The sequence below is a fragment of the Flintibacter porci genome (assembly GCF_041925195.1).
GTDB classification, from domain to species: Bacteria; Bacillota; Clostridia; order Oscillospirales; family Oscillospiraceae; genus Lawsonibacter; species Lawsonibacter porci.
In genome coordinates, this window is sequence record NZ_JBHEVB010000017.1 from 19,047 (window position 1) to 43,018 (window position 23,972).

20 protein-coding genes, 1 tRNA gene and 1 other RNA gene are annotated in these 23,972 nt (G+C 60.7%); 4 read left to right on the plus strand and 18 right to left on the minus strand.

The window, feature by feature from the left end; genetic code table 11:
* The first annotated feature begins 22 nt into the window (after positions 1 to 22).
* Positions 23 to 1,327, plus strand: a complete 1,305-nt coding sequence (locus ACEVJL_RS14335) for a Na+/H+ antiporter NhaC family protein (RefSeq protein ID WP_374738231.1) — start codon at positions 23 to 25, stop codon at positions 1,325 to 1,327.
* Positions 1,328 to 1,383: 56 nt separating this feature from the next.
* On the opposite strand, the gene ACEVJL_RS14340 is transcribed toward ACEVJL_RS14335, so the two are convergent.
* The 11 genes from ACEVJL_RS14340 to murD form a co-directional block, all read right to left on the minus strand.
* Positions 1,384 to 2,412, minus strand: coding sequence for a tyrosine-type recombinase/integrase (locus ACEVJL_RS14340; RefSeq protein WP_374738232.1), 1,029 nt, complete (start codon positions 2,410 to 2,412; stop codon positions 1,384 to 1,386).
* Between the two features lie 356 nt (positions 2,413 to 2,768).
* Positions 2,769 to 4,139 (minus strand): DNA repair protein RadA, encoded by a 1,371-nt coding sequence (radA, locus tag ACEVJL_RS14345; protein ID WP_325208254.1) that lies wholly within the window; start codon positions 4,137 to 4,139, stop codon positions 2,769 to 2,771.
* A 98-nt stretch (positions 4,140 to 4,237) separates the two neighbouring features.
* A complete protein-coding gene (locus ACEVJL_RS14350; RefSeq protein WP_110440507.1) occupies positions 4,238 to 5,368 on the minus strand; it encodes a DUF362 domain-containing protein in 1,131 nt (376 codons plus the stop codon).
* Between the two features lie 31 nt (positions 5,369 to 5,399).
* Positions 5,400 to 6,353 carry a DMT family transporter gene (locus tag ACEVJL_RS14355; RefSeq protein ID WP_235396728.1) on the minus strand — a complete coding sequence of 318 codons (954 nt, stop codon included), beginning with the start codon at positions 6,351 to 6,353 and terminating at the stop codon, positions 5,400 to 5,402.
* 67 nt (positions 6,354 to 6,420) lie between these two features.
* Positions 6,421 to 8,394 carry an NAD-dependent DNA ligase LigA gene (ligA, locus tag ACEVJL_RS14360; RefSeq protein WP_374738233.1) on the minus strand — a complete coding sequence of 658 codons (1,974 nt, stop codon included), beginning with the start codon at positions 8,392 to 8,394 and terminating at the stop codon, positions 6,421 to 6,423.
* A gap of 16 nt (positions 8,395 to 8,410) precedes the next feature.
* Positions 8,411 to 9,091, minus strand: a complete 681-nt coding sequence (gene yunB, locus ACEVJL_RS14365) for a sporulation protein YunB (protein WP_374738234.1) — start codon at positions 9,089 to 9,091, stop codon at positions 8,411 to 8,413.
* 44 nt (positions 9,092 to 9,135) lie between these two features.
* On the minus strand, positions 9,136 to 10,389 hold the full coding sequence (locus ACEVJL_RS14370) for a methionine gamma-lyase family protein (protein ID WP_374738235.1): 1,254 nt from the start codon (positions 10,387 to 10,389) through the stop codon (positions 9,136 to 9,138).
* Between the two features lie 26 nt (positions 10,390 to 10,415).
* Positions 10,416 to 11,420 carry a M42 family metallopeptidase gene (locus tag ACEVJL_RS14375; RefSeq protein ID WP_374738236.1) on the minus strand — a complete coding sequence of 335 codons (1,005 nt, stop codon included), beginning with the start codon at positions 11,418 to 11,420 and terminating at the stop codon, positions 10,416 to 10,418.
* 11 nt (positions 11,421 to 11,431) lie between these two features.
* Positions 11,432 to 12,454, minus strand: a complete 1,023-nt coding sequence (locus tag ACEVJL_RS14380; protein WP_235396721.1) for a M42 family metallopeptidase — start codon at positions 12,452 to 12,454, stop codon at positions 11,432 to 11,434.
* Entirely contained in the window at positions 12,451 to 13,482 is a 1,032-nt protein-coding gene (locus tag ACEVJL_RS14385) for a zinc-binding metallopeptidase family protein (protein ID WP_374738237.1), read from the minus strand. Before ACEVJL_RS14385 ends, ACEVJL_RS14380 begins: the two co-directional genes overlap by 4 nt.
* A gap of 26 nt (positions 13,483 to 13,508) precedes the next feature.
* Complete coding sequence (gene murD / locus ACEVJL_RS14390; protein WP_302668682.1) at positions 13,509 to 14,891, minus strand: UDP-N-acetylmuramoyl-L-alanine--D-glutamate ligase; 1,383 nt, start codon at positions 14,889 to 14,891, stop codon at positions 13,509 to 13,511.
* 199 nt (positions 14,892 to 15,090) lie between these two features.
* On the opposite strand from murD, the gene rnpB reads away from it, so the two are divergent.
* Positions 15,091 to 15,442: RNase P RNA component class A (gene rnpB / locus ACEVJL_RS14395), an RNA gene on the plus strand.
* A gap of 39 nt (positions 15,443 to 15,481) precedes the next feature.
* Here the strand turns inward: rnpB and ACEVJL_RS14400 are convergent.
* Positions 15,482 to 15,871: a DUF6291 domain-containing protein gene (locus ACEVJL_RS14400; protein WP_235396717.1), complete on the minus strand. Its 390-nt coding sequence runs from the start codon at positions 15,869 to 15,871 to the stop codon at positions 15,482 to 15,484.
* Positions 15,872 to 16,134: 263 nt separating this feature from the next.
* On the opposite strand from ACEVJL_RS14400, the gene ACEVJL_RS14405 reads away from it, so the two are divergent.
* Positions 16,135 to 16,878, plus strand: coding sequence for a PepSY domain-containing protein (locus ACEVJL_RS14405; RefSeq protein ID WP_374738238.1), 744 nt, complete (start codon positions 16,135 to 16,137; stop codon positions 16,876 to 16,878).
* Positions 16,879 to 17,047: 169 nt separating this feature from the next.
* Here ACEVJL_RS14405 and ACEVJL_RS14410 read toward each other — a convergent pair whose 3' ends face one another.
* The 5 genes from ACEVJL_RS14410 to ACEVJL_RS14430 form a co-directional block, all read right to left on the minus strand.
* A complete protein-coding gene (locus ACEVJL_RS14410; RefSeq protein WP_008980812.1) occupies positions 17,048 to 17,773 on the minus strand; it encodes a YebC/PmpR family DNA-binding transcriptional regulator in 726 nt (241 codons plus the stop codon).
* Positions 17,774 to 17,866: 93 nt separating this feature from the next.
* The gene (locus ACEVJL_RS14415; protein WP_008980811.1) at positions 17,867 to 18,532 is read right to left on the minus strand and encodes a TIGR03936 family radical SAM-associated protein; all 666 of its coding nucleotides are present in this window, start codon (positions 18,530 to 18,532) and stop codon (positions 17,867 to 17,869) included.
* The gene (locus ACEVJL_RS14420; RefSeq protein ID WP_302668684.1) at positions 18,525 to 20,369 is read right to left on the minus strand and encodes a TIGR03960 family B12-binding radical SAM protein; all 1,845 of its coding nucleotides are present in this window, start codon (positions 20,367 to 20,369) and stop codon (positions 18,525 to 18,527) included. The genes ACEVJL_RS14415 and ACEVJL_RS14420 overlap by 8 nt, the downstream gene beginning before the upstream one ends.
* A gap of 36 nt (positions 20,370 to 20,405) precedes the next feature.
* Positions 20,406 to 20,969, minus strand: coding sequence for a metalloprotease (locus ACEVJL_RS14425; RefSeq protein WP_302670956.1), 564 nt, complete (start codon positions 20,967 to 20,969; stop codon positions 20,406 to 20,408).
* 39 nt (positions 20,970 to 21,008) lie between these two features.
* The gene (locus tag ACEVJL_RS14430; RefSeq protein ID WP_374738239.1) at positions 21,009 to 22,058 is read right to left on the minus strand and encodes a M23 family metallopeptidase; all 1,050 of its coding nucleotides are present in this window, start codon (positions 22,056 to 22,058) and stop codon (positions 21,009 to 21,011) included.
* Between the two features lie 129 nt (positions 22,059 to 22,187).
* Between ACEVJL_RS14430 and ACEVJL_RS14435 the strand changes: the two genes are divergently transcribed.
* Positions 22,188 to 22,263: transfer RNA gene (locus ACEVJL_RS14435), tRNA-Pro, on the plus strand.
* 66 nt (positions 22,264 to 22,329) lie between these two features.
* Here ACEVJL_RS14435 and ACEVJL_RS14440 read toward each other — a convergent pair.
* A complete protein-coding gene (locus tag ACEVJL_RS14440) occupies positions 22,330 to 23,943 on the minus strand; it encodes a recombinase family protein (RefSeq protein ID WP_374738250.1) in 1,614 nt (537 codons plus the stop codon).
* Between the last annotated feature and the right edge of the window lie 29 nt (positions 23,944 to 23,972).

Genomic DNA, 23,972 nt, shown 5'->3' on the forward strand with positions numbered 1-23,972 from the left:
AGGAGAGAGGGGAGATGGAGACGTGGAAACGCTGACGCTGCTGCTGTTTTGTGCTGCTCTGGTGATGTGCGTGGCTCTGAACTGGTCCATTCTGTACGCTCTGGCGGTTGGATTAGTCATCTTTTTGGCTTACGGACGCAGGCGGGGCTATGTCTGGCGGGAGCTGGGGAGTATGTGTCTGGACGGAGTCAAAACCGCCCGGAACATTCTGGTCACATTCCTGCTCATCGGCGTGCTCACCGCCCTGTGGCGGGCCTCGGGTACCATTCCGGCCATCATCAGCTACACCACGCCGTTTATTCAGCCCTCGGTGTTCCTTTTGATGACCTTTCTGCTTAACTGTCTGGTTTCGGTGCTCACCGGAACCGCCTTTGGCGCGGCGGCCACCATGGGAGTCATCTGCGCCACTCTGGGCACAGCCATGGGAGTACCTCTGGTGCTGATCGGAGGCGCAGTACTCTCCGGTGTGTTCTTCGGAGACCGGTGTTCTCCTGTGTCCACCAGCGCTCTGCTGGTGGCGGAGCTCACCCAGACCAGCATCTTTGATAACATCCGGGCCATGCTGCGCACCGCCTGGCTGCCCTTTGTGGTGACCAGTCTGCTGTACCTTTTTGTGGGCATGGCCACACCACACACCCAGACCTCTTTGGATCTGGCTGCTTTGTTTGAGACGGAATTTCAACTGCATTGGATCGCGCTGCTGCCCGCTCTGGTGATTTTCGCGCTGGCGCTGGGCCGGGTGCCGGTGAAGTGGGCCATGGGGGCCAGTATTCTCTCTGCTATTCCCATCTGCCTGCTTCTCCAGCGGGTCCAGCCGGTGGAGCTGCTGCACTGCGCCCTGCTTGGTTACCAGGCCAGGGAGGAGGCGGTGGGGGCCATGCTTAACGGCGGCGGAGTCATTTCTATGGTGAAGGTTGCCGTCATCGTGTGCATCTCCTCGGCTTACTCGGGCATTTTCCAAAAAACCGGGCTGCTGGACGGGCTGCAGCAGGCCATTCTGACTCTCAGCCGGCGCATCACCCCCTACGGAGCCATGCTGTGCACCGGCGTGCTGGCCTCTGCCGTGGCCTGCAATCAGACGCTGGCTATCATTCTGACCCACCAGCTGTGCAAGGACGCCCAGCCCAGCCGGGAGGAGACCGCCATCGCCCTGGAGGATACGGCGGTGGTAGCGGCGCCGCTGATCCCCTGGTCTATCGCAGCCGGAGTGCCGCTGGCCTCGGTGGGAGCGCCTATGGTCAGCATCTGCTTTGCCTTTTTCCTCTATTTGCTGCCCCTTTGGCGGCTGGGAACGGAGCTAGTAAAGGTAAAATGTAAGAGGGGATAGGGAAGAGGTAATGCGCCGGAAACTTGGTAGAACCAAGTTTCCGGCGCATTTTTTTATTATGATTCGTCTTTTTTCTTCTCTTTTGCTGTTTTCCGCACCTTAGCCAGGGGATTTGCCCGGGCGGCGGTGCGCAGATCATCGTTGTCCACGTGGGTGTAGATCTGGGTGGTGTTCAGGTGGTCGTGGCCCAGCACCTCCTGAAGGGTGCGCACGTCCACGCCGTTTTGCAGCATCAGGGTGGCGGCAGTGTGGCGCAGCTTGTGGGAGGAGTACTTGGTGCTGTCCAGCCCCGCGGCGGACAGGTGCTTTTTTACCAGCTTATGGACCGCCGCCCGGGTGATGCGCTGGTGGTTGCGGGGGGTGACAAACAGGGCGTTTTGATCCAGCAGGGTGAGGGTGGAGCGCTCCGTCATCCAGTCGTCCAGGGCAGAGCGGCAGGCCTCGTTCAAAAAGAGAACACGCTCTTTGTTACCCTTGCCTAACACGCGCAGTTGATCACCGCGCACATCGGTGACGTTCAGGCCGATGAGCTCGGAGATTCGCAGGCCGCAGTTGAGAAACAGAGTTAGGATGCAGTAATCACGCACCTGGTTGGGGCCGTCCACATGACTGAGCAGTTCCACGCTCTCATCCAGATTCAGGTAACGGGGCAGCGTCTTTTTCAGCCGCGGCGCGTCCAGGTCCTGCATGGGGTTTTCGGTGATGAGCTTGGCCTTGCTGGAGAGATATTTATAAAAGGAACGGATGGCGGCGGCTTTGCGGGCACGGGCGGCAGGCGCCAGGCCGTAATGGGCGTCGGAACTGTTAGGATGGACCGCACGGTCCCGGGACAGATAGTTCATATAGGCGTACACATCGCTAAGCGTAACGCCGCGGACCAGATCCAGATCCACGTCGTCAATGGAGATCTCATCAAACGGCGTGTCCTTGTCCACGCGGCCTTTGTCCAGCTTGAGAAAGCGGAAAAAGCTGCGCAGGTCCAGAAAGTATTCGTCAACCGTGGCCCGGGAGTGGCCCTGAATGGTCTCGTGATAAACAAGAAAATCACGTAAAATAGGTGGTGCTTCGGTACGATAATCTATCATATTGCGGCGGCCGCCGGGATGGCCGAAAACCGGCCAAAATCGGGCAAATCCAGGGCAGAGGCCGTTTTAGCCTCCACTCTAGTCAACAAAATTTTTATTTTGTTGACTTATAAGTTTGCCCAAAAACAGGCCACAGCGGCCCCTCCTTTCGGATGATCTGTCCCGCCGGATAAAGCGGCGGCGCGGCGGACATACTTTGGACACCCGTTTTTTGGAGGTGTGTGTCCATGAGTTTGATCCACTGCACCGACCCCTGCGTCTATCAGCGGGACGGGCTATGTGAATTGGTCCGGGCCGGCTCTTGGGGCCGGCCCGGCTATGGCTGTGTCAACTTTGTGCCCTTGGCTAGTCAGCCCTTACAGCAAGGCCGCCAGAGCCTCCCGGATGTTAGCCACCCGGATGAGCTCCAGCCCCTCCGGCACTACCAGCTTCCCCTGGGTGCGCTTGGGGATCAGACATTTGGTGAAGCCAAGACGCCGCACCTCGGACAGCCTCTGCCCCAAGGTGTTCACGGCACGCAGCTCTCCGGTTAGTCCAACCTCACCGATGGCGGCCAGGTCGCTGGGCACCGGCTTGTCTCGAAAACTGGACGCCATGGCCATCATGGCGGCAAGGTCGGCGGCAGGCTCGTCCAACGACAGTCCGCCGATCACGTTCAAATAGGCGTCACAGTTCCCCAGCAGCAGGCCGCCTCGTTTCTCCAGCACGGCCAGCAGCAGCATGGCCCGGTTATACTCAAAGCCGTTGCTCACCCGCCGGGGATTGCCCAGGCTGCTGGGTACCACCAGGGCCTGCACCTCAGCCAATACCGGACGCACGCCCTCCATCACGCAGGTGACGCAGGAGCCGGGCACGCCCTCCGGCCGTCCGGCCAGCAGGGTTTCCGAGGGATTGGGCACCTCGCTGAGCCCGCCGTCCTCCATCTCAAACACGCCAATTTCATTGGTGGCACCGAAACGGTTTTTGGCCGCCCGGAGAATGCGGTAGGACATGTGCCGCTCGCCCTCGAAGTACAGCACACAGTCGACCATGTGCTCCAGCACCTTGGGTCCGGCGATGGAGCCCTCCTTATTGACGTGGCCGATGACAAAAATGGTGAGCCCCTCCCCTTTTGCCAGCTGCATCAGGGCCATGGTGCACTCCTTCACCTGGCTCACGCTGCCCGGCGAGGCGGACAAATCCCCGTGGTAGAGGGTCTGGATGGAGTCGACAATCAGAATGTCCGGCTTCAATTCGTGGACAGCATCCACTAGGTTATCCAGGCTGGTCTCGGACAGGAGGTACAGCCCCTCCCCACCTACTTTGAGCCGTTCGGCCCGCAGCTTGATCTGCCGCTCGGATTCCTCGCCGGAGACGTACAGCACGCTGGCAAACCGGCACAGAGAGCCGCAGATCTGGAGCATCAGGGTAGACTTACCGATGCCCGGCGCACCGCCCACCAGGACCAGGGAACCCTTCACGGCTCCCCCGCCCAGCACCCGGTCCAGTTCTCCCATTCCGGTGGGAAAGCGCAGCTCGTCGGTGGTCTCCACCTGGGCGATGGGCTTGGGGCGGTTCACCGCCACCCCCAGGCCGCTGCCCACTGAGCGCACCGGTCCCTTTTTGGAGGCCTTCTCCGCCGGGCGCTCCACAATCGTATTCCAAGCCCCGCAGGCCGGGCACTTGCCCTGCCACTTGGGGGTCTCATTTCCGCATTCGGTACAATAATAAAGGATCTTCTCTTTCATGACAGCCTCCCTTTGCCCTTTGATTGTACCAGACTTTCGGGGCAAAGTAAACAGAAAACGCCCCGCCTGGCTCTCCAGACGGGGCAAGTTTCTATCCTTTACATCTCAATCAGTTCATACTCCCGGGAGCCCAGGCCGATCTTGGCCGCGTGCTCCAGGCAGCTCTTCCACTCCGACTCGGGGGTGGAGTTGGTGAAGTGGTCGTGGTGGTCGTGGAAGTTGGGGTCGGCCAGATGCTTGGCCAGCTGGCTGCCCGGCATGGGCTGAGCGGCCAGGCAGGCGTCCACGCAGGCCTGATCCAGGGCCAGGGGGTCAAAGGAGGCGAACATGCCGATGTTGGGCAGGATGGGGATGTCGTTCTCCCCGTGGCAGTCGCAGTTGGGAGACACATCCACCACCAGAGAGATATGGAAGTTGGGACGGCCGTCCAGCACCGCCTTGGTATACTCAGCCATGCGGCAGTTCAGGGTGGAGTTGGCGTTGTCGTTGACAAAGTAGATGGCGTCAAAGTTGCAGGCGCCAAGGCAACGGCCGCAGCCTACGCAGTTGTTCTGATCCACGGTCATCTTCCGGGCTTCCTTGTCAAAGACCAGGCCGCCGTTGGCGCACTCCTTCTGGCAGCGGGTGCAGCCCCGGCACAGCTTGGGGTCGATCTGGGGCTTGCCGCTGGCGTGCTGCTCGGTCTTGCCGGCCCGGGAGCCGCAGCCCATGCCGATGTTCTTGATGGTGCCGCCAAATCCGGTCATCTCGTGGCCCTTGAAGTGGGTCAGGGAGATAAACACGTCGGCGTCCATCACAGCCCGGCCGATCTTGGCCTTCTCCACGTACTCACCGCCCACCACGGGCACCTCCACATCGTCGGTGCCCTTCAGACCGTCACCGATGAGGATGGGGCAGCCCACAGTCAGGGGCGTAAAGCCGTTCTGCCAGGCGCACTCCAGGTGCTCCAGGGCGTTCTTCCGGCTGCCGGGATACATGGTGTTACAGTCGGTGAGGAAGGGCTTGCCGCCCAGCTCCTTCACCACGTCTACCACCGCACGGGCGTAGTTGGGGCGCAGGTAGCTGATGTTGCCCAGCTCGCCGAAGTGCATCTTGATGGCAACAAACTTACCCTCCAGGTCCAGGTCGGCAATGCCGGCCCGCTTGATCAGCTTTTTCAGCTTGGTAGGCAGGCCGTCGCCGAAGGCCTCAGTATGAAAATCAGTAAAGTAAACTTTGGATACGGACATGATGTTTCCCCTCACTCATATGTAGAATATCTTACTTATGCAAAGAAACTCGCTTTGCTTCCAGAATACCCGGGATAATGGCACACAGAGAACCGGCCACGATGAGCACGATGCCCAGCAGCATATTGGGTGCGATGATCTCGCCGTGAACCATCCAGGCCAGCACCGGCGCCAGAGCCGGCTTGAAGAAATAGACCAGGGAGACCACGCTGGCGGGCTGGTACTCCATGGCAAGGAAATAGCAGCAAAAGCCGATGCCCGCCACACCCACCGACACAAACAGCACGTAGGGCAGGTTTTGCAGGGTGTACCCCGCGAAGATAGGGATGTTGGCAAACTCGCTGAGCCCAGCCCCGGTGAGCATCTGCGCCAGGGCGGGAATGTGGGACAGGAGAATGAACACCAGCAAAATCAGGCTGCCAAAGAAGAAGCTGAAGCAGGTGACTACTGCCCCGCCGTACTGGGCGCACTTGCGCTTGCCCATGACTCCGTAAAAGGAGAACAGAATGGTGGACAGCAGAGCCAGCCCTGTCCCCAACAGGTTCACCGAGGTCTGGAAGGGATTGATGATGGCGATGGTGCCCGCCACCTCCAGCACCAGGGCGGCAATATGCCGGGGCAAAATGGGCTCTTTCAGCAAAAAGAAGGCCAAAAAGGTGACAAATACCGGGTTGCAGCTAAACAGCACCGCCGCTACCGACGAGCCGGCGTAGTTCACCGACACGTGGAGGATGGGCATACTCAGGGCGATGCCCAGGAGACCCAGCAGGGCGAAGTAGGCCACACTCTTGCCATCCAGCCGCTCTCCCCTCTTTTTCAGGGTGTGAAGGGCCAGGGGCAGCAGAATGAGGAAACCCACCGAAAACCGGCACAGAGTCAGCTGCATGGAGTTGAGCTGCCCAGAGATAAATTTCAATACCACCTCATAGGAGGTGAACATCAGGATGGTGACGACAATAAAAAAGTAACCCTTTTTTGCCCCCATGGCAGCCCCTTCTTCCTATTTTTTATTATATGGTTCAGTATAGCACATGTTACCAGGAGAAACAAGGTCACTCCATCAGAGCCAGAAATTCCTCCTGGGTAAGCACGGGCACCCCCAGCTCCTGGGCCTTGCGCAGCTTGGACCCGGCGGCCTCTCCCGCCACCACATAAGTCGTCTTTTTGGACACGGAACCCGCGGCCTTGCCGCCCCGGTCCTCGATCATCTTGGTGGCCTCGGCACGGGTAAAGCGGTCCAGCGTGCCGGTGAGCACAAAGGTCTTGCCGGCGAAGCGCTGGTCCTCCCCCTTCTGCTCGGCCTGCATGTTCACCCCGGCCTCCTTGAGGCGGGCGATGAGGTGCTGACTCTGGGGGCTGGCAAACCAGTCCACAATGCTCTGGGCGGTGATGGCGCCGATGTCGTCCACCTGGGTCAGCTCCTCCACCGTGGCCGCCTGGAGGTTGTCCAAGGAGCCGAAGCGCTGGGCCAGGATCTTGCCCGCCTTCTGCCCCACCTGGCGGATGCCGAAGGCAAAGAGCAGCCGGGACAGGTCCTGGCTCTTGGACTTCTCGATGGCGGAGAGCAGGTTCTGGGCGGATTTTTTGCCCATGCGCTCCAGCTCGGCCACGTCCTCCTCGCGGAGGAAATACAGGTCGCCGGGGGTCTTGACCAGCCCCGCCTTCACCAGGTTCTCCACCACCGCGATGCCCAGACCCTCAATGTCCATGGCGTCCCGGCTGGCAAAGTGGGCCAGGTTGCGCAGCAGTTGAGCGGGACACTCGGCTCCGGTACAGCGGATGTGGGCGCCGTCCTCATCCCGGGCTACCGGCGCGCCGCACTCGGGGCACACCTCCGGGAAGCGGTAGGGCACGGCGTCATCGGGCCGCTTTTCCATCACCACGGACAGCACCTCGGGGATGATCTCCCCCGCCTTGCGCACCAGCACGGTGTCGCCGATGCGGATGTCCTTCTCGGTGATAAAATCCTGGTTGTGGAGGGTGGCATTGGTCACCGTGGTGCCGGCCAAACGCACCGGCTCCAGCACCGCCTTGGGGGTGAGCACGCCGGTGCGGCCCACCTGGATCACAATATCGGTAAGGCGGGAAGGCTTTACTTCCGGGGGGTACTTATAGGCGGCAGCCCACCGGGGGAACTTGGCTGTGGAGCCCAAGGTCTGGCGCTGGGCCAGATTGTCCACCTTGATGACCGCCCCGTCGATGTCAAAGGGGTAGTTCTCCCGGCCCTCCCCGATGGCCTTCACCTGCTCTACCGCCTCCTCAATGGTGGAACAGATGACATGGGGAATCACCTTAAAGCCCTTGTCCGCCAGGTAGTTGATTCCTTCAGTGTGGCTGTGGAAGTCCTCGTTTTCCGCCCACTGGATGTTGAATACCGCAATGTCCAGCCGACGCTGGGCGGCAATCTTCGGGTCCAACTGCCGCAAGGACCCGGCGGCGGCGTTGCGGGGATTGGCAAACAGGGCCTCTCCCCGCTTCTCCCGTTCCTCGTTGAGGGCGTGGAACACCTTCTTGGGCATATAGACCTCGCCCCGGACAATGAGAGTTCCAGGTACATCAGGGATAGACAAGGGAATAGACTTTACAGTCTTTAAATTCTCCGTCACGTCCTCGCCCACCAGGCCGTCGCCCCGGGTGGCTCCCCGGACAAACTGGCCGTCCTGGTACTCCAGCGCCACAGACAGGCCGTCCACCTTGGGCTCCACGGAGTAGCTTACCTTGGGCTCTACCCCCCGCACCCGCTGGTCAAAGGCGCGCAGCTCGTCAAAGTCGAACACGTCCTGAAGGGACTCCAGAGGCACCCGGTGGGTGACCTGGGTGAAGGACTCCAGGGCCTTGCCACCCACCCGCTGGGTGGGTGAGTCGAGGGTGACCAGTTCGGGGTGTGCCCCCTCCAGCTCCTCCAGACGGCGCAGCTTATGGTCGTAGTCGTAGTCGGACATGGTGGGGTCATCCTTGACGTAGTATTCGTAGTTGGCCTGGTTGAGCTCACGGCGCAGTTCCAGGATCTCTTGTGCGTCTGACATGGGTTCCTCCCTTTCTTCATTGCCCGGCATCCAGATAGGTCTGGGGCACCTGGCCCACAATCACCGTCTCGGCCACGCACAGCTCGGTCTCGCTCACCGTCTCCACCGCCCCGCCGGGCAGCATCAGGGTCAGAGGTACGGTCAGCTTCAGGCAGATGCGGTGGAGGGTCTGGTTAACCCCGGCGGAGGTGAACTCACTGAAAAATTCCCCGTCCACCGTGCCCACCGTCATGGCGTGGACCTTTAAGGTGGGGCCTAAGCCCCAAAGAATATCCAGATCCACCAGACTGCCCAGAGGCACCTGGATCTGGGACACGTCCACCCCCTCCAGGGCCTCCAGCACATCGGCCACCAGCTGAGCCCGCAGGAGATTCAGGGCAGCCATGTCGGTGGTCAGGGCGGTGATGGTGCCGCTGCTGTCCCGCTGGATGGTGACAAAGTCATCATAGCTCACCCCGCGCTGGGCCAGGTCCTCCACCACCGTCTCCTCGGCCACGGCGGTGATGGCATTCTGGGCCTGAGCCTGGGCGGCGAGTACCACCATGGGGCGCAGACGGGCCTCCAGGACGGCGGTACATACCAATGCCACAACCGCGGCGACTCCCAAGGTAATCATCAAGGGGGCAAGCTGTTTTCCTTGTCGTCTATTATGCCGCAAACGGTAGCGCACCATACAGCGGCGAATTTCCCGGCGCATCCCAACACCCCCCTCAGGGCAGGGTATGCGCCGGGAAGCTTGGCTTATTCGTGTTCGCCCAGCAGCTCCTCCACCGCCAGCAGCACGCCCAGCCGGCCGGACTCAAAGGTCAGGCCGCCCTGGAGATAGACGGTGTAGGGCTCCCGCATGGGGGCATCAGCGGACAGCTCGATGGACGCGCCCTGAATGAAAGCGCCTGCCGCCATGATGACGGGGCAGTCGTAACCCGGCATGTCCCAGGGCTCAGGGGTGACGTAGGAGTCCACCGGGGCACCGAACTGGATGCCCTTACAGAACTTCTTCAGGGCCTCCGGCTCCCGCATGTGGATCATCTGAATGATATCGTGGCGCACCTGGCTGGAGTGGGGCTCAGTCTGGTAGCCCAGCAGCTCCATCACCCGGGCGGCAAACACGGCGGTCTTTACCGCCTGGGCCACCGTGTGAGGGGCCAGGAACAGGCCCTGGTACAGCAGCCGGTTGTTGCCCAGGGTGGAGCCGCACTCAGCACCGATGCCGGGCACGGTGAGGCGCATGGCTGCCCCCTCCACCAAGTCCTTGCGCCCAGCGATATAGCCGCCGGTGGGAGCCAGGCCACCGCCGGGGTTCTTGATGAGAGAGCCTACCACCAGGTCGGCCCCTACATGGGTGGGCTCCAGGGTCTCCACAAACTCGCCGTAGCAGTTGTCCACCAGGATGGCGGCGTTGGGGTTGGCAGCCTTGATGACCTTGCACATCTCCCCGATCTCGGCCACAGACAAAGAAGCACGGGTGGCGTAGCCCTTGGAGCGCTGGATCAGCACTGCCTTCACCCGGGGATCGGCGGCCGCTTTGGCCATGCCCTCCAGGTCAGGTTTGTTGTCAAGCAGTTCTACTTGCCGATACTCGACGCCGTAGTCTTTCAGAGAGCCGTGGCCCTTGTCCACCACTCCGATGACCCCGAGCATGGTATCGTAGGGCGCACCCACAGCGGATACCAGCACGTCCCCCGCCTTCAGGCAGCCGTACAGGGCGCTGGCGATGGCGTGGGTGCCGTTGACAAACTGGATGCGCACCAGAGCGGCCTCGGTGCCGAAAATCTGGGCATAGATCTCGTCCAGCTTGTCCCGGCCCAGGTCGTCGTAGCCGTAGCCGGTGGTTCCGGCAAAGTAGGCATCGGCCACCCGGTGGTCCTGGAACGCCTCCAGCACCCGCTGGGTGTTCTCCTGGGCGATGGCGTCAATGCGGGCAAACTGCTCCCGCAGCTCGGCCTGGGCCTGCTCGCCCAGCTGACGCACTTGCTTGCTAATGTGTAAAGCCATTTTCCTTCTCAGTCCTTATTCTTTCTTTATTTGATCGGTTCCAGCTTCCGGCACACAAAGGCCAGCAGCAGGTCGGCGCAGTGTTTAGCGTCGTTTAAGTCGGCCATCTCCACGGGGGTGTGGATGTACCGGCAGGGGATGCTGACCCCTCCGGTGAGCACGCCCAGGCGGGTGGTGTGAATGGCACCGGCATCGGTGCCGCCCGCCCGCATAATATCCTTCTGGACAGGGATGTCTGCGGTCTGGGCGGCCTCCTCCAGAGCGGAGACCACAGCGGGGTGGCAGATGACGGAGGAATCCATTACCTTGATAGCTGCACCCTTGCCCAGCTGGACAGTGCCGCAGCGCTCGCTGCCGGGGGTATCGTCCACGTCGGTGACGTCCACTGCCAGGGCGTAGTCCGGGTCGATGGCCCAGGCCGCCGTCTTGGCTCCCCGCAGGCCCACCTCCTCCTGAACGGAGAAGACCAAGTACAGGTCGTTGGGGCAGTCCTCCAGCCGCGCCAGCACGTCCAGGAGGACAGCGCAGGCAATGCGGTTGTCTAGGTAAGGGGAAATTACTTTATCCCCATTGCGAATGGTGGGCGTGTCGTATACCGCCGTATCCCCTACCTGGACCAGCTTCTTGATGGCCTCCTGGTCGGCAGCGCCGATATCCACATAGCAGGAGTCCAACTTGAGTCCCTTGAGCTCCGCTTTCTCCTCCTTGGCAAATACCCCCCGCACTCCGTTTTTAAAGCGTACCGGGGTGTACAGGGCCTCGCTGGCGGCAATGCCGCCCACCCGGCCCAGACGGAGGAAACCCTCCTTCTCGATGTGGGTGACGATAAAGCCGATGGAGTCCATGTGGGCGCACAGCATCACTCGGGGGCCGGAGCCCTTCTTGTGGACGATGAGGTTGCCCAGGGTGTCGGTAGTCACCTCGTCGGCGTAAGGGGCGGCCAGACGGGTGATAGTCTCCCGCACCTCCCCCTCGTCCCCGGATGGGCCGTGGGCGGCATTGAGGGTTTTGATCCGTTCAAACAGTTCCATGGAAAAACCTCCTATTTCATGGCCTGATCGGCCAGAAACAGCCGGGTCAGCTTCAGCATATTTTCAAAGTCGGCAAAACTACCCACGCTGGCCGGGGCGTGGAGGTATCGCACGGCGGCAGACATAGCCGCCACCCGCACGCCGGCCTTGGTGCGCTGGATGGTGCGGGCGTCATTGCCTCCGGCCAGGTACTCCTTGGTCTGCCAGGGAATGCCGTTGTCCTCCGCCAGGCGGCGCAGGTCCTCAAAGAGTCCCCGGTCATAGATGGTGCCCCCATCCATGTAGGAGATCACCGGGCCCTTCCCCGGGGCGCACACCTTCCGGTGCTCCTCCACGGCGGGGCTGTCGGCAGCGGTGGTGGTCTCCAGAACCAAAGCCACCTCCGGGGTCACGGAAAAGGCGGCGGCGAAGGCACCGCGAGTGCCCACCTCCTCCTGGGCAGTGAAAGCGAAGGTCACGTCCAGGGGCAGCTCCTCCTGGAGAAGTTTCAGCATGATAGCGCAGCCCACCCGGTCGTCGATGGCCTTGGCCTTGAAGAAATCACTGCCAAGGGATTCTCCTTCACAGACAAAGGAGCCGTAAGTGCCGGGCTCTGCCATCTCCTCGGCCTCCTCCCGGCTGGAGGCGCCGATGTCGATATAAAGAGACTCGGTCTTGGGCACCTTCTTCATGTCCTCCCGGGAGAGCATGTGGATGGCCTTCATGCCGATGACGCCGGGGATTTTCTTGGGACCCAGCACTACCGGCTTGCCCAAAGCCACCCGGCGGTCCACGCCGCCCACGAAGTCAAAGCGGAGGAAGCCGTCCTCGGTAGCCCGGGTAATGATGAGGCCCACCTCGTCCATATGGGCGGCCAGCAACAGCCGGTTGCCCGTGGACTTTTTGCCCTTTTTAAAGACAATGAGGTTGCCCAGGGCATCGGTGCGGATGGAGTCGGCGTAGGGCTCGGCCTGGCTGCGGATGAAGTCCCGCACGGCTCCCTCGTCTCCGGACACGCCGTTGAGGGCGCAAAGCTCTTTCAGCAGCTCTCTCACAGGGCTCCCTCCTTTCCCACCCGGCGGATAAACTCAGCCAGCAGCCGGGCGGTGTCCTCCATGTCGCCCTGGTGGGCGGTCTCGATAGGGGTGTGCATATAGCGAAGGGGCAGAGACAGCACCCCGGTGGCGATGCCCTCCCGGCTCACCTGGAGTGGCCAGCCGTTAGTGCCGCTGGAGCCCGACATGACCTCCAGCTGGACAGACAGGTCCATTTCCTTGGCGCACCGGCGCATGAGGTCGGAGATCCACTTGGTGCAGTTGGGTCCCAGGCCGATGACCGGCCCCTTCCCCAGGGGGAAGGTCTTGTCCTTGGAGGCATCTGGGCTGTCCCCGTGGGTCACGTCCACCACCACGCACAGATCGGGCTGGAGCCCATAGGCGGCGGTGATGGCTCCGGTGGAGTGGGTCTCCTCCTGGGTGGAGCCCAGGACGACCAGGTCCACGTCCAGCTCCTCCCCCTCCAGCAGATCCAGGGTCCGGAGCAAAATGACAAAGCAGGCCCGGTCGTCCAGGGCCTTGCCGCTCAAAAGGTCCTTACCCAGGGCAAGACACCCCGTCCGGTAAACGGCCGGGGTGCCGATGGAGATGGCCTTGGCCTCCTCTTCCGTAAGGCCCAGGTCCAGATACAGTTCCGAGATAGGCTGGGATTTGTCCATGTCCTCCCGGCTCTGGATGTGTGGGGGCAGACAGGCCACCACACCAAGCCGGGGCGGATTTGTCAGGACGGTGAGCTCCCGGTCGGGGAGCATCCGGGGGTCAACGCCCCCCAGAGGGGCAAAGCGGAGGTAGCCCTCCTCCTGCCCGGTGATGATAAACCCGATCTCGTCCAGGTGGGCGTCCAGCAGGACCTTTTTTGCCCCCGGCTTGCCGCAGGGCCGCAAACCCACCACATTACCCATGCGGTCCAGATAGGCCTCCTCCACCAGGGGGCTCAGCATATCCAGCGCCACACGGGCCACCGCCCCCTCAAACCCACTGGGGCCGGGGGCGGCGGAGAGACGGTTGATAACGGAAAGATAGTTCAACGCAGTTTGCCTCCTTGGCAGCTTCCTTACAGTTCCTGGACCAGCTTTTTGAATACCTGGCCGCGCTCCATAAAGTTCTTGAAGTGGTCAAAGGCAGCGCAGGCGGGAGAGAGCACCACCACGTCACCCGGCTTTGCCGCCTGGCGGGCGGCGGCCACAGCGGCGGCCAGGTCCTCGGTCTCGGCCAGGATCATGCCGCTCTCGGCGTAGCCGGGAGCCTGCTCCACCGCCTGACGGATGGCTCCGGCGGTGTTGCCGGTGAGGAACAGGGCCTTTACGTGGCCCACGATCTCCACGCCAAGCTGAGTAAAGGGCACACCCTTGTCGTAGCCGCCGGCAATCAGAATGATCTTCTGGTTGAAGGACTCCAGGCAGGCGGTGGTGCGGCTGGGGCTGGTGCCGATGGAGTCGTTGTAGTACTTCACGCCGTCCAGCTCCCGCACCAGCTCGATGCGGTGCTCCACGCCGTGGAAGCGGCGGGCCACGGCCCGCACGCACTTGTCGGGGACCAGACCGTCCACCGCAGCGATGGCGGCCATGTAGTTTTCAATGTTGTGCACGCCGGGCAGCTGGATGTCGCTGAGAGGCAGCACTTCCCGGCTGCCCATCTCGTTGGTCAGCCAGATGGCGTTGTCCCGGAGATAGACGCCCTCCTCCAGGCGCTCCTTGCGGCTGAACCAAGTCACCGGGCACACCGCCTCAGCGGCCATGGAACGGGTGACCTCGTTGTCATAATTGAGGATGAGCCGGTCGCCCTCCCCCTGGTGCAGGAAGATGTTCTTCTTGGCGTTGGTGTACTCCTCCATGGTGTGGTGGTAGTCCAGGTGGTTGGGGGCCAGGTTGGTGATGACAGCGATGTTGGGGCTCTGCTCCATGGTCATTAGCTGGAAGGAGGACAGCTCCAGCACGGCATAGTCCTCCGGGTCCATGTCGGCCACGTCAGGCAGCAGAGGCTTGCCGATGTTGCCGCCTACATAGACGGTCTTGCCCGCCTCCTTCAAAAATTCCGAGATAATGGTAGTGGTAGTCGTCTTGCCGTCGCTGCCCGTCACGGCCACCAGGTGGCTGGGGCAGGTCTGGAAGAAGACTTCCATCTCCGAGCTCAGGGCGGCTCCGTTCTCCACGGCCTGAGCCAGCTCCGGGGTGTTGGGGCTGAGGCCCGGGGTGCGGAAGATAAGCTCCCCGCCCAGGTCCTTCAGATAGTCCGGGCCAAGCACCAGAGTGGCCCCCAGGCTCTCCAGCTCCTGGGCCAGGTCGGACACTTTCTCCCGGTTTGCCTTGTCACGCACGGTGACCTTCACGCCCGCGCGCAGCAGCATTTTGATCAGGGGCACATTGCTGATGCCCATACCGATCACCGTTACCGGCCGGCCGCTGAGTTCCTCTAAATATTCCGTAATGGTGGACATACACGTCCTCCTCCCATCGAAGTGATTTCAGATTCTTTGGATGCCTGGTCTCTAGCCAAGCATACCTAAAAATATATTATCACACCCCTGGAAAAATTTCAATCAGGAAGGGGGCGCTGGAACTGCTTTGTCCTCATTTTTCCCCCGAAAGACGGAATTTTATTTGACAGAATGGTTTTTTTCCTGTATCATAGCTTGGCAAGCAAGCTGGACAGCCGCGCGGGCGGGGCGAAAGGCCCGTCTGTGAGGAAAGTCCGGGCTCCACAGGGCAAGGATAACGGATAACATCCGCCGGGGGCGACCCTAGGAAAAGTGCAACAGAGATATACCGCTGGCGGCTTGCCGCCAGTAAGGGTGGAAAGGCGAGGTAAGAGCTCACCCGATGGCTGGGAACAGCCCATCGCTGTAAACTCTATCCGGAGCAACGCCGTGGAGGGACAATAGGTTGGCCCGACCGTCCCGGGGAGGCGGCTGGAGCGCGTCGGCAACGGCGCGTCGAGATAGATGGCTGTCTTAAAAGACAGAACCCGGCTTACAGGCTTACTTGTACCAAAAACAGGCATGCGCAGATGCGCATGCCTGTTTTTTGCTTATTGGATGCCTTTGGACAATTCCAGCACTCGGCGCAGGCGCTCCCGTTCCGCCTGTTCCTGAAGTGCCTGAGCAGAACAAGCCGCAGACGAAGACGGCCTCTCCCCTTCCCTGGTCCGACGGCGCTCCTCTCCGGCTCTTTGGCGTTGGAGCCAGCGCTGGGTGTCGCGGTCTATTGTGGATGCAATAAACCGGAAAACCATCTGAGCTTGAGAATCGAGCTGTGGATAGAGCGAAAGCGCAGTTTCAGAGGTTAGATTTTCACGGCTTACCCGGGATCCATAGTCCAGTAGAGCAGAAAACAGCCAGCCTCTCTGTTCCGGAGGCAAGCCGTTGATCATAGGAGCATTATCAAAGTAAATTAAAAAACTCTTTTTTTCATTGCGCAAAATATGTTCTCCTTTCCTTCTTTTACCTTAGGAGAAATATCCTGCTTTGTTGTACGATTTCGTGCAGTAACAGTCCCTGTTACAGTAATAGTGAAAGCAAAAGTCAATGTCTCTGTAATAGTCAGTGCGCCCCGGTGGGGCTGCTTTGCGGCCAGAGAAAAAATTTTTTCAGAAATTTTTCAGCTTGTGCAATAAAATCCTCTCCTGGTGCATTTCATAATCAGAAGCGCAAAACAACACACAAGGAAAGAGAGGAACTTACTATGAAGAAATCTTATATCGCCGCCGCTCTGGCTCTCATCAGCTGCCTGGTCCTGGGGACCGCCGCCGCCAGCCAGTCCAAGACTGTGACCGCTACCTTCCGCCCCGACATGACCCTGAAGGTCAACGGCACCACCTACACCGTCCGGGACACCACCGGAGTCCGGGTCTCCCCCCTGGTCTACAACGGAACCACCTACCTGCCCCTAGCCTCCCTGAGCCAGCTGCTGGGAGCGGAGGTCTCCTGGGACCAGAACACCCAGACCATCCTCATCCACGACGATGATTCCGCCTCCGACTACATCGGCGAGGCCAAGGCCAAGGAGATCGCCCTGAGCCACGCCGGGCTGTCCGCCGGCAAGGCCACCTTCCTGGAGCTGAAGCTGGACCGGGAGGACGGCCGGATGGTCTATGAGGTGGAGTTCTACTCCGGCAACAAGGAGTACGACTACGAGATCGATGCCGCCACCGGCTCCATCGTGGGCTATGACTACGACATTGAGAACTACACCATCCCCTCCTCCGACAACGCGGGCACCAGCTCCGGCAACTATATTTCCCGGGAGAAGGCCCAGCAGCTTGCCCAGGCCAAGGCTCCCAATGCCACCCTGGTCAAGCTGGAGTTCGACTTTGACGATGGCCGGGCCGTGTATGAGGGCGAGCTGCGGGAAGGCCGCACCGAGTACGACTTTGAAATTGACGCTGCCACCGGCAACTTCATCAAGTGGGAGCAGGACTGGGACTGAGTGTCTATCAAGCGGCAAAGAGAGACAGATAACGAAACAGGGACCCGCCGGTTGGCGGGTCCCTGTGTTTTACCTTACGAAGCAGAGGCGAAACGAAGTTTCGCACAAAGTTCTTTGCCAAGCTTTCTTTCAAGAAAGCGGTGCCTACTTTTTTCTCGAAAAAAGTAGGTTACTGCTCCCAGTTGTGGTACACGTTCTGGACGTCGTCGTTGTCCTCCAGAGCGTCGATGAGCTTCTCCATGTTCTTGATGTCGGCCTCGTCGGTGAGCTTGACGTAGTTCTGAGGCACCATCTGCACGGAAGCCTCCAGGAAGGTGTAGCCCTTGGCCTCCAGAGCCTCGGAGACGGCGGGGAAAGCGTCGGGATCGGTGTAGATCTCAAAGACCTCGTCGTCGGCCTGCATATCGTCGGCACCGGCCTCCAGAGCGTCCATCATCACGGTATCCTCGTCCAGGTCCTCGCTGTCCAGGACGATGACGCCCTTGCGGTCGAAGCTCCAGGACACGCAGCCGGTGGCGCCCAGACCCTTGCCGTACTTGTCCAGCAGGTGACGTACTTCGGGGGCAGTGCGCTGGCGGTTATCGGTCAGAGCGTCCACGATGACGGCCACGCCGTTGGGGCCGTAGCCCTCGTACACCACGCTCTCGAAGTTGTCGGTGTTGCCCGCGCCCAGAGCCTTGTCGATGGTGCGCTTGATGTTGTCGTTGGGCATGTTGGCAGCCTTGGCCTTGGCGATAACGGCGGCCAGGCGGGAGTTGTTGGCAGGATCGCCGCTGCCGCCGGTCTTGACGGCCACGATCATCTCACGGGCGATCTTGGTAAAAATCTGAGAGCGCTTGGCGTCGGCCGCGCCCTTGGTCTTTTGAATATTGTGCCACTTGGAATGTCCGGACATAGTATCGTTCCCTTCTCTTTTTTCGGTTCAAATAGCGGAGGTATTATACCACTCCCCCGGGCGTTTGACAACCCCGTGGGGAGAAAGAAGCCATCATCTAAACGGTTTTCCGTCGATATCCAGTACCTCACGGCGGTGGAAGGTGACAAAATCGGGGGCGTACTCGGGGTAGGCCTGACAGAAGGCCGCCCGGATGAGCTCCGGGTTGAGTCCCGGATTCTGGGCGCACAGCACCGCGTCCAGGGTGAGGGTGTCACTCTGGCACTCCAGATTGAAGCCCTTGATGAGGGGGATGAGGTCCACCTCGGTGTAGCCCTTTTTGGACTTGTTGGACTTCTTCTGCATCACCAGGCTCTCCCGGCTCAGCAGCTCCCGCATGGCGGGTTCCGAGGCCTGAGGACGGCCCTCGGAGTACTCAAAGTTGATGATGTAGTTCACATAGGCCAGCTCCTTGAGCTTGCGCTCGGCGGGGTAGCACTGGTGAATGATGATGCCCTCAGGCATGGCCGCAGTAAGCCGGGCAGGCACCTCCTCGGCGGTGGCTCCCCCCACCAGGCCAAACTCCAGAATCTCACACTGGCTGGAGTAGCCCACCGACAGGGGCAGAGCGATGGACACGAAGGGGTGCTTATGGAAGCCCTGGGTGTGCTTGATTTCAATGCCAGCCCGGGTAAAGGCCCGCTGGAAGGTGCGCATCAGGTCCAGGTGGGAGATATACTTGGCCCGGCCGGTCTTGGAAAAGAGCAGACGGTCAGCCATTGCACACCCCTCCTTTCAGCAGGCGGTTGGCTCCACAGCCGGAACAGCGGGTGCGGCAGTCCGGGGTGGTCTGGGACTGGTAGCACAGCTCCCGCTCATGCCACAGGAAGGCGGGGGTGACCATGGGGTCGATGCGGCACCAGGGGAATACCTCGTCCCGGGGCCGCTCCCGGTGGGCGTAGAAGTCGCCGTCCAGACCGCAGGCGGACAGGGCGTCCATCCAACGCTGGAAGTCAAAATACTCGCTCCAGGAGTCGAACTTAGCGCCGTTCTGCCAGGCGTGCTCCAGCACGTCGGCCAGGCGGCGGTCGCCCCGGGAGAAGATGGCCTCCAGATAGCTGGTCTGGGGGTCATGCCAGTTGTAGGTGATGGAACGGTCCCGCTTCAGAGCGTCCCGCAGCAGGTTCACCCGCCGCTGGTACTCCTCCACCGGGATCTGAGCGTCCCACTGGAAGGCGGTGTGGGGCTTGGGTACAAACCAGGAGGTGGACACGGTGATGCGTACCCCGCGGGCGCGGTTGGGAGTGCACTCCCGCCAGCACTGGTACACCTTCCGGGCCAGGTCGGCGATACCCAGCACGTCCTCGTCAGTCTCGGTGGGCAGGCCCAGCATGAAGTAGAGCTTCACGCCGCTCCAGCCGCCGGAGAAGGCGGTGCGGCAGGACTGCAGCAGGTCCTCCTCCCGCAGGTTCTTATTGATGGCGTCACGCAGACGCTGTGTGCCCGCCTCCGGGGCAAAGGTCAGACCGCCCTTGCGTACCCGCTGCAGGCGCTCCATCAGGTTCATAGAGAAGGTGTCTGCCCGCAGAGAGGGCAGGGATACGCCGATGTCCTTGGGCGCGCAGTAGTCCAGCAGATCGTCACACAGCTCCAGCAGGCAGGGGTAGTCGGTGGAGCTGAGGCTGGACAGGGTCATCTCCTGGTAGCCGGAATCCTGGCAGGCCGCCTTGCCGTACTCGGCCAGCAGCTGAGGATTGCGGTTACGCACCGGGCGGTACACATAGCCCGCCTGGCAGAACCGGCAGCCCCGGATGCAGCCACGGAACAGCTCCAGCATGACGCGGTCGTGGACGATCTCGGTGGAGGGGATGATGGTCTTGACCGGGAAGTAGGCCTTGTCCATGTCCTGCACCACCCGCTTGCGCACCTGCTCCGGCGCGCCGGAGCCCTCCTTGATACGCATTTCCTCCAGGGTGCCATCAGGACGGTAGACGGGCTCATAGAAGGACGGGACGTAGATGCCCTCGATCTGGGCGGCCTCCCGCAAAAACTCCTCCTTGCTCCAGCACTCCTCCTTGGCCTGGCGGTACAGGGCGATGTACTCCAGAGTGACCTCCTCCCCTTCGCCCAGGACAAACAGGTCCACGAAGGGGGCCAGAGGCTCCGGGTTATAGCAGCAGGTGCCGCCCGCCACGATGAGAGGCGTGAGTTCCGGCCGCTGCTCGCTGCGCAGAGGCAGCCCCGCCAGGTCCAGCATGTTCAGGACATTGGTGTAGGCCATCTCATAGCCCAGCGAGAAGCCGATGATATCAAAGTCAGAAATAGGGTCGCCGCTCTCCAGGGCGTAGAGCAGCAACCCCTCCCGGCGCATTTCCTCCTCCATATCTCCCCAGGGGGCGTAGCAGCGCTCGCACCACAGCCCCTCCTGCTCGTTCATCAGGCCGTACAAAATACGGCAGCCCAGGTTGGACATGCCGATCTCATAGGTGTCCGGAAAGCAAAGGGCAAAGCGGGTGTCTACCGTGCGTTTGTCTTTTACCACGGCGTTATATTCTCCACCCGTGTAGCGGGCGGGTTTTTGTACTTTGGGCAAAATATGCTCCAGCGTGCGATTCATGTCGTTCCCCCAGTTCTATCTTGAGACGCGGTAGAACTATTTTACTCGTTTCACCCCTATCTGGCAACCCCTTTTTCCTTCCTTTTCACGCCAAATGGAAGAAAATAGCCATCCTGCGGTAAAAAGCAGGGTGATGCTGCCCCCCTTCCAGGCCAAAATGACCCCTCCGGCTACCAGTACACCTACCAAAAATCCGTCCAGAAGGCCGGCTGTCCGCTCCGCTGCCTCCGGTCCGGCCAGGGCGCACAGGGCGCAGTGGAGTACCCTCCCTCCGTCCAGGCCGCTCACCGGCAGCAGGTTAAAGAGGGCCAGCACCAGGTTGATGCCCGCAAACAGAGCGCCGCCGGGCAGGAAATGTCCCAGCCAGGCCAGAGCCAGGCTTACCCCCGGCCCAGCCAGGGCGCACAGGGCCTCCCTGGAGTAGGACAGAGGACGGCCCAGCTCCATCTCTGCTCCCGCGATTCCCAGCCGCATGCGCCTCACCTTGCCGCCTACGGCCTGGATGGCCAGCCAATGTCCCGCCTCGTGCAGCGAACAGGAGGCGATGGCCTGGGGGATCAGCCCCTGGGTATCGGTATAGTTGAGCCAGGCCAGCAGCAAAAGAAAGCCGCCGCTGGCCTCTACCCTGCCCAGACGCACTCAGTCGGTAAGGAAGGTGACGTAGTAGGCCGGGTCCACGTGCACCCCGTTGCATTTGATCTCCAGATGCAGGTGAGGGCCGGTAGATACCCCGGTAGAGCCAACCAGGGCCACCGTCTCCTCTGCCGCCACAGTCTGGCCCTGGGAGACACACAGCTTGCTGCAGTGGGCATAGAAGCTCTTAACTCCGTTGCCGTGGTCGATCTGCAGATACAGCCCGTGGTCGTCGTTCTCGCCTATGTACTCCACCGTCCCGGCGGCAAAGGCACCGATGGGGTCCCCCATCTGTCCGCCGATGTCCACCCCGTTGTGGAATTTATACTCCCCGTCCACCGGGTGGTCCCGGTAGCCATACACTGAGTTGAGGTGGCCCAGAATGGGATTGACGGTCTCCAGCGCCCCCAGGGACAGTTTATCCATAGTATAATTGTTGGGCAGTGCCGGGCCTTCGTAGTTTGCCGACAGCAGCACCGTGCCTACCGCCGGCACGGTCTCTTCTGGCTGGGCTGCCGCCGTCTCGGGCTGAGCTTGGGCCTGAGGCTCTGGTGTTGTCTCCGGGGTCTCCGACACAACCTCTCCCCCGCTCAGCCAGTCCTGAGGCATATCCTCCAGGCGCAGGTAGTGGGCGGCCAGGTCGGCGGATGAGGCCCCGGCATTGAGAAAGGCCTGCTCCTGCTGAGTCTGGCTCTGACCCTCCAAATCGTCACCGGTTCCGGAAGGCTGGATGCCGAAGACCTCCACGCAGAAGTCCTCCAGCTCCCCCAGCACCGAGTCCTGGGTTCCCAGGGACTCCCCTAACTTGGAAAACGCGGCGCGGAAGTCGGTGTCTGCCGTCAGCGCCGACACCAGCTTGTTTTGAATCTGGGCCAGCTGCTGCGGGAAGGCTCCCTTCCCCACAAACACCGCCAGAAACAGCACCAGGCACACGCACAGCTGTACCAGGCGCACCCGCTCCTTGGGCGAGAGCCCGCTTTGATTGCCTCGGTTCCGCCTGGCAGCGGAACGGCCGCTTGTCCGGTATACGCGGTAGGATGCGCTGGTATGCTCCATCCCCACTCCCCCTTTTGATGTTTTTGATAAAATAGGATATTCCACGGAGAATTCCATTATTCCTCTTGACATCGTCAGGGAAGAAATTTATAATGTATAAGCTATGGTCGTGAAAACGACAATCAGCATCCGGGTGTAGCGCAGTTGGTAGCGCGCATGGTTCGGGTCCATGAGGCCGTGGGTTCAAATCCCGCCACTCGGACCATGCGGAGTATCATCAAAGGATCTGAAAGGGTCTGCTGATGATACTCCGCATTTTTTATTCCCAAGTTTATATAGCAATCTGTGCGGGGGCGTAGCTTAGTGCTACGCCTTTTCTCGTTTCCATCAGAATGTCCCGCTCGGGGATCTTCCGGCGATCCGGCACCTCAAAAGCACCGATGCAGTTGTAGTGGATCGTCACCCGCTGATTGGTAATGCCGTCCTCCTTGACCGCAGGATAGACCTCGATGTACTGAATGAGCTCGGCAACCATGCGTTTGGTGATGGTGGTGGCGTCGGTGTAGCGACGCACCGTTTCCAGAAAGGTGTCCACATCCATCCGCTTATCTTCCAGCTTTTTCAGCTCAAGTCGCAGAGCCTTGATCCGTCCGGCGTTCTCGCCCTGCTCCTGCTCATACCGCTTGGACATTTTGGAAAACCGGGCATCGTCGATTTTGCCGGACACATTGTCCTCATAGAGCCGTTCAAAGAGCATATCCAGCTCCCTGTCCCGGGCCAGCAGCCCATCCAGCTCCCGCTTCTTGCGTACCCGGTCATTTTCCGCCACCTTTGCCGAGCGGCCAACCATCGCCTTGATAAAGTCATTTTCATACTCATTGGCGAAACAGGCCAGCCGGTGTACCTCGTAAAGCACCACCTGTTCCAAGAAGTCCAGCCGGATATAGTGGGTAGACGAGCATTTGCGGAGCCCGGAATTGTGGTTGTTGCAGCTAAAGAACTTGATGTCGTGGTTGCCCTGGTTGAAGTGGAAAGTCAGATTGCCGCCGCACTCCGGGCATTTCAGATAGCCGCAAAAGGCGCTGGACTCCTTTGTTACGGTAGGCCGCCTGCGCCGGGTGGTTTGCAGGCTTTGCACCTTTTCCCAAGTCACTCGGTCAATGATGTGCTCATGGACATTGAGAAAGATTGCCCGGTTTTCTTCCGGGTTTTCAATCCGGCGCTTCATCTTGTAGGATTTGGAGTAGGTTTTGAAGTTAATCACATCGCCGCAGTATTCCTGCAAGGTGAGGATTTTCTTGACAGTGGTATGGTTCCACTTGGTAGGCTCTAGCGTGCTTTTGGAGCCGCCCTTGCTGATCCCCTTGCTGGTTCGATAGGCCGAGGGGTTCAGCGCCCCCATCGTCCCCAGCGCCGTGGCGATCTGCAAGGGGCCGTTGCCCTCCAAGGCCAGACGGTAGATACAGCGCACCACCTCGGCGGCCTCCGGGTCAATGACCCAAAACCGGGGATCGTCCGGGTTTTTCATGTAGCCATAGGGCGGCGGGGAGAGCGGAATCCCGGCGTTGCCTTTCATCTTATTGACGATCCTGCGCTTCTTGGAAATGTCCTTGGCGTAGTATTCATTCATAATGTTCTTGAACGGGGTAAAATCGTCCTCGCCTTCGTCGCTGTCCACGCCATCGGAAACGGCCACCAGCCGCACATCATGGAGCGGGAAAAACTCTTCGGTGAGCTTGCCCACCTCAATGTAGTTTCGGCCCAGCCGGGAAAGGTCTTTTACAAATACCGCCGAGATGTATCCGGCCTCGATTGCAGCGATCATTTTCTGAAAGCCGGGGCGCTTCATGGTGGTTCCGGTGATGCCGTCATCCACGAAAAAGATAGTGTCCGTATAGCCTTTGTCCTTGGCAGCCTTTTGAAGTATTTTCTTTTGGAAAGAGATTTGTCAAGGGTGTTTTCCCCAAACAATCA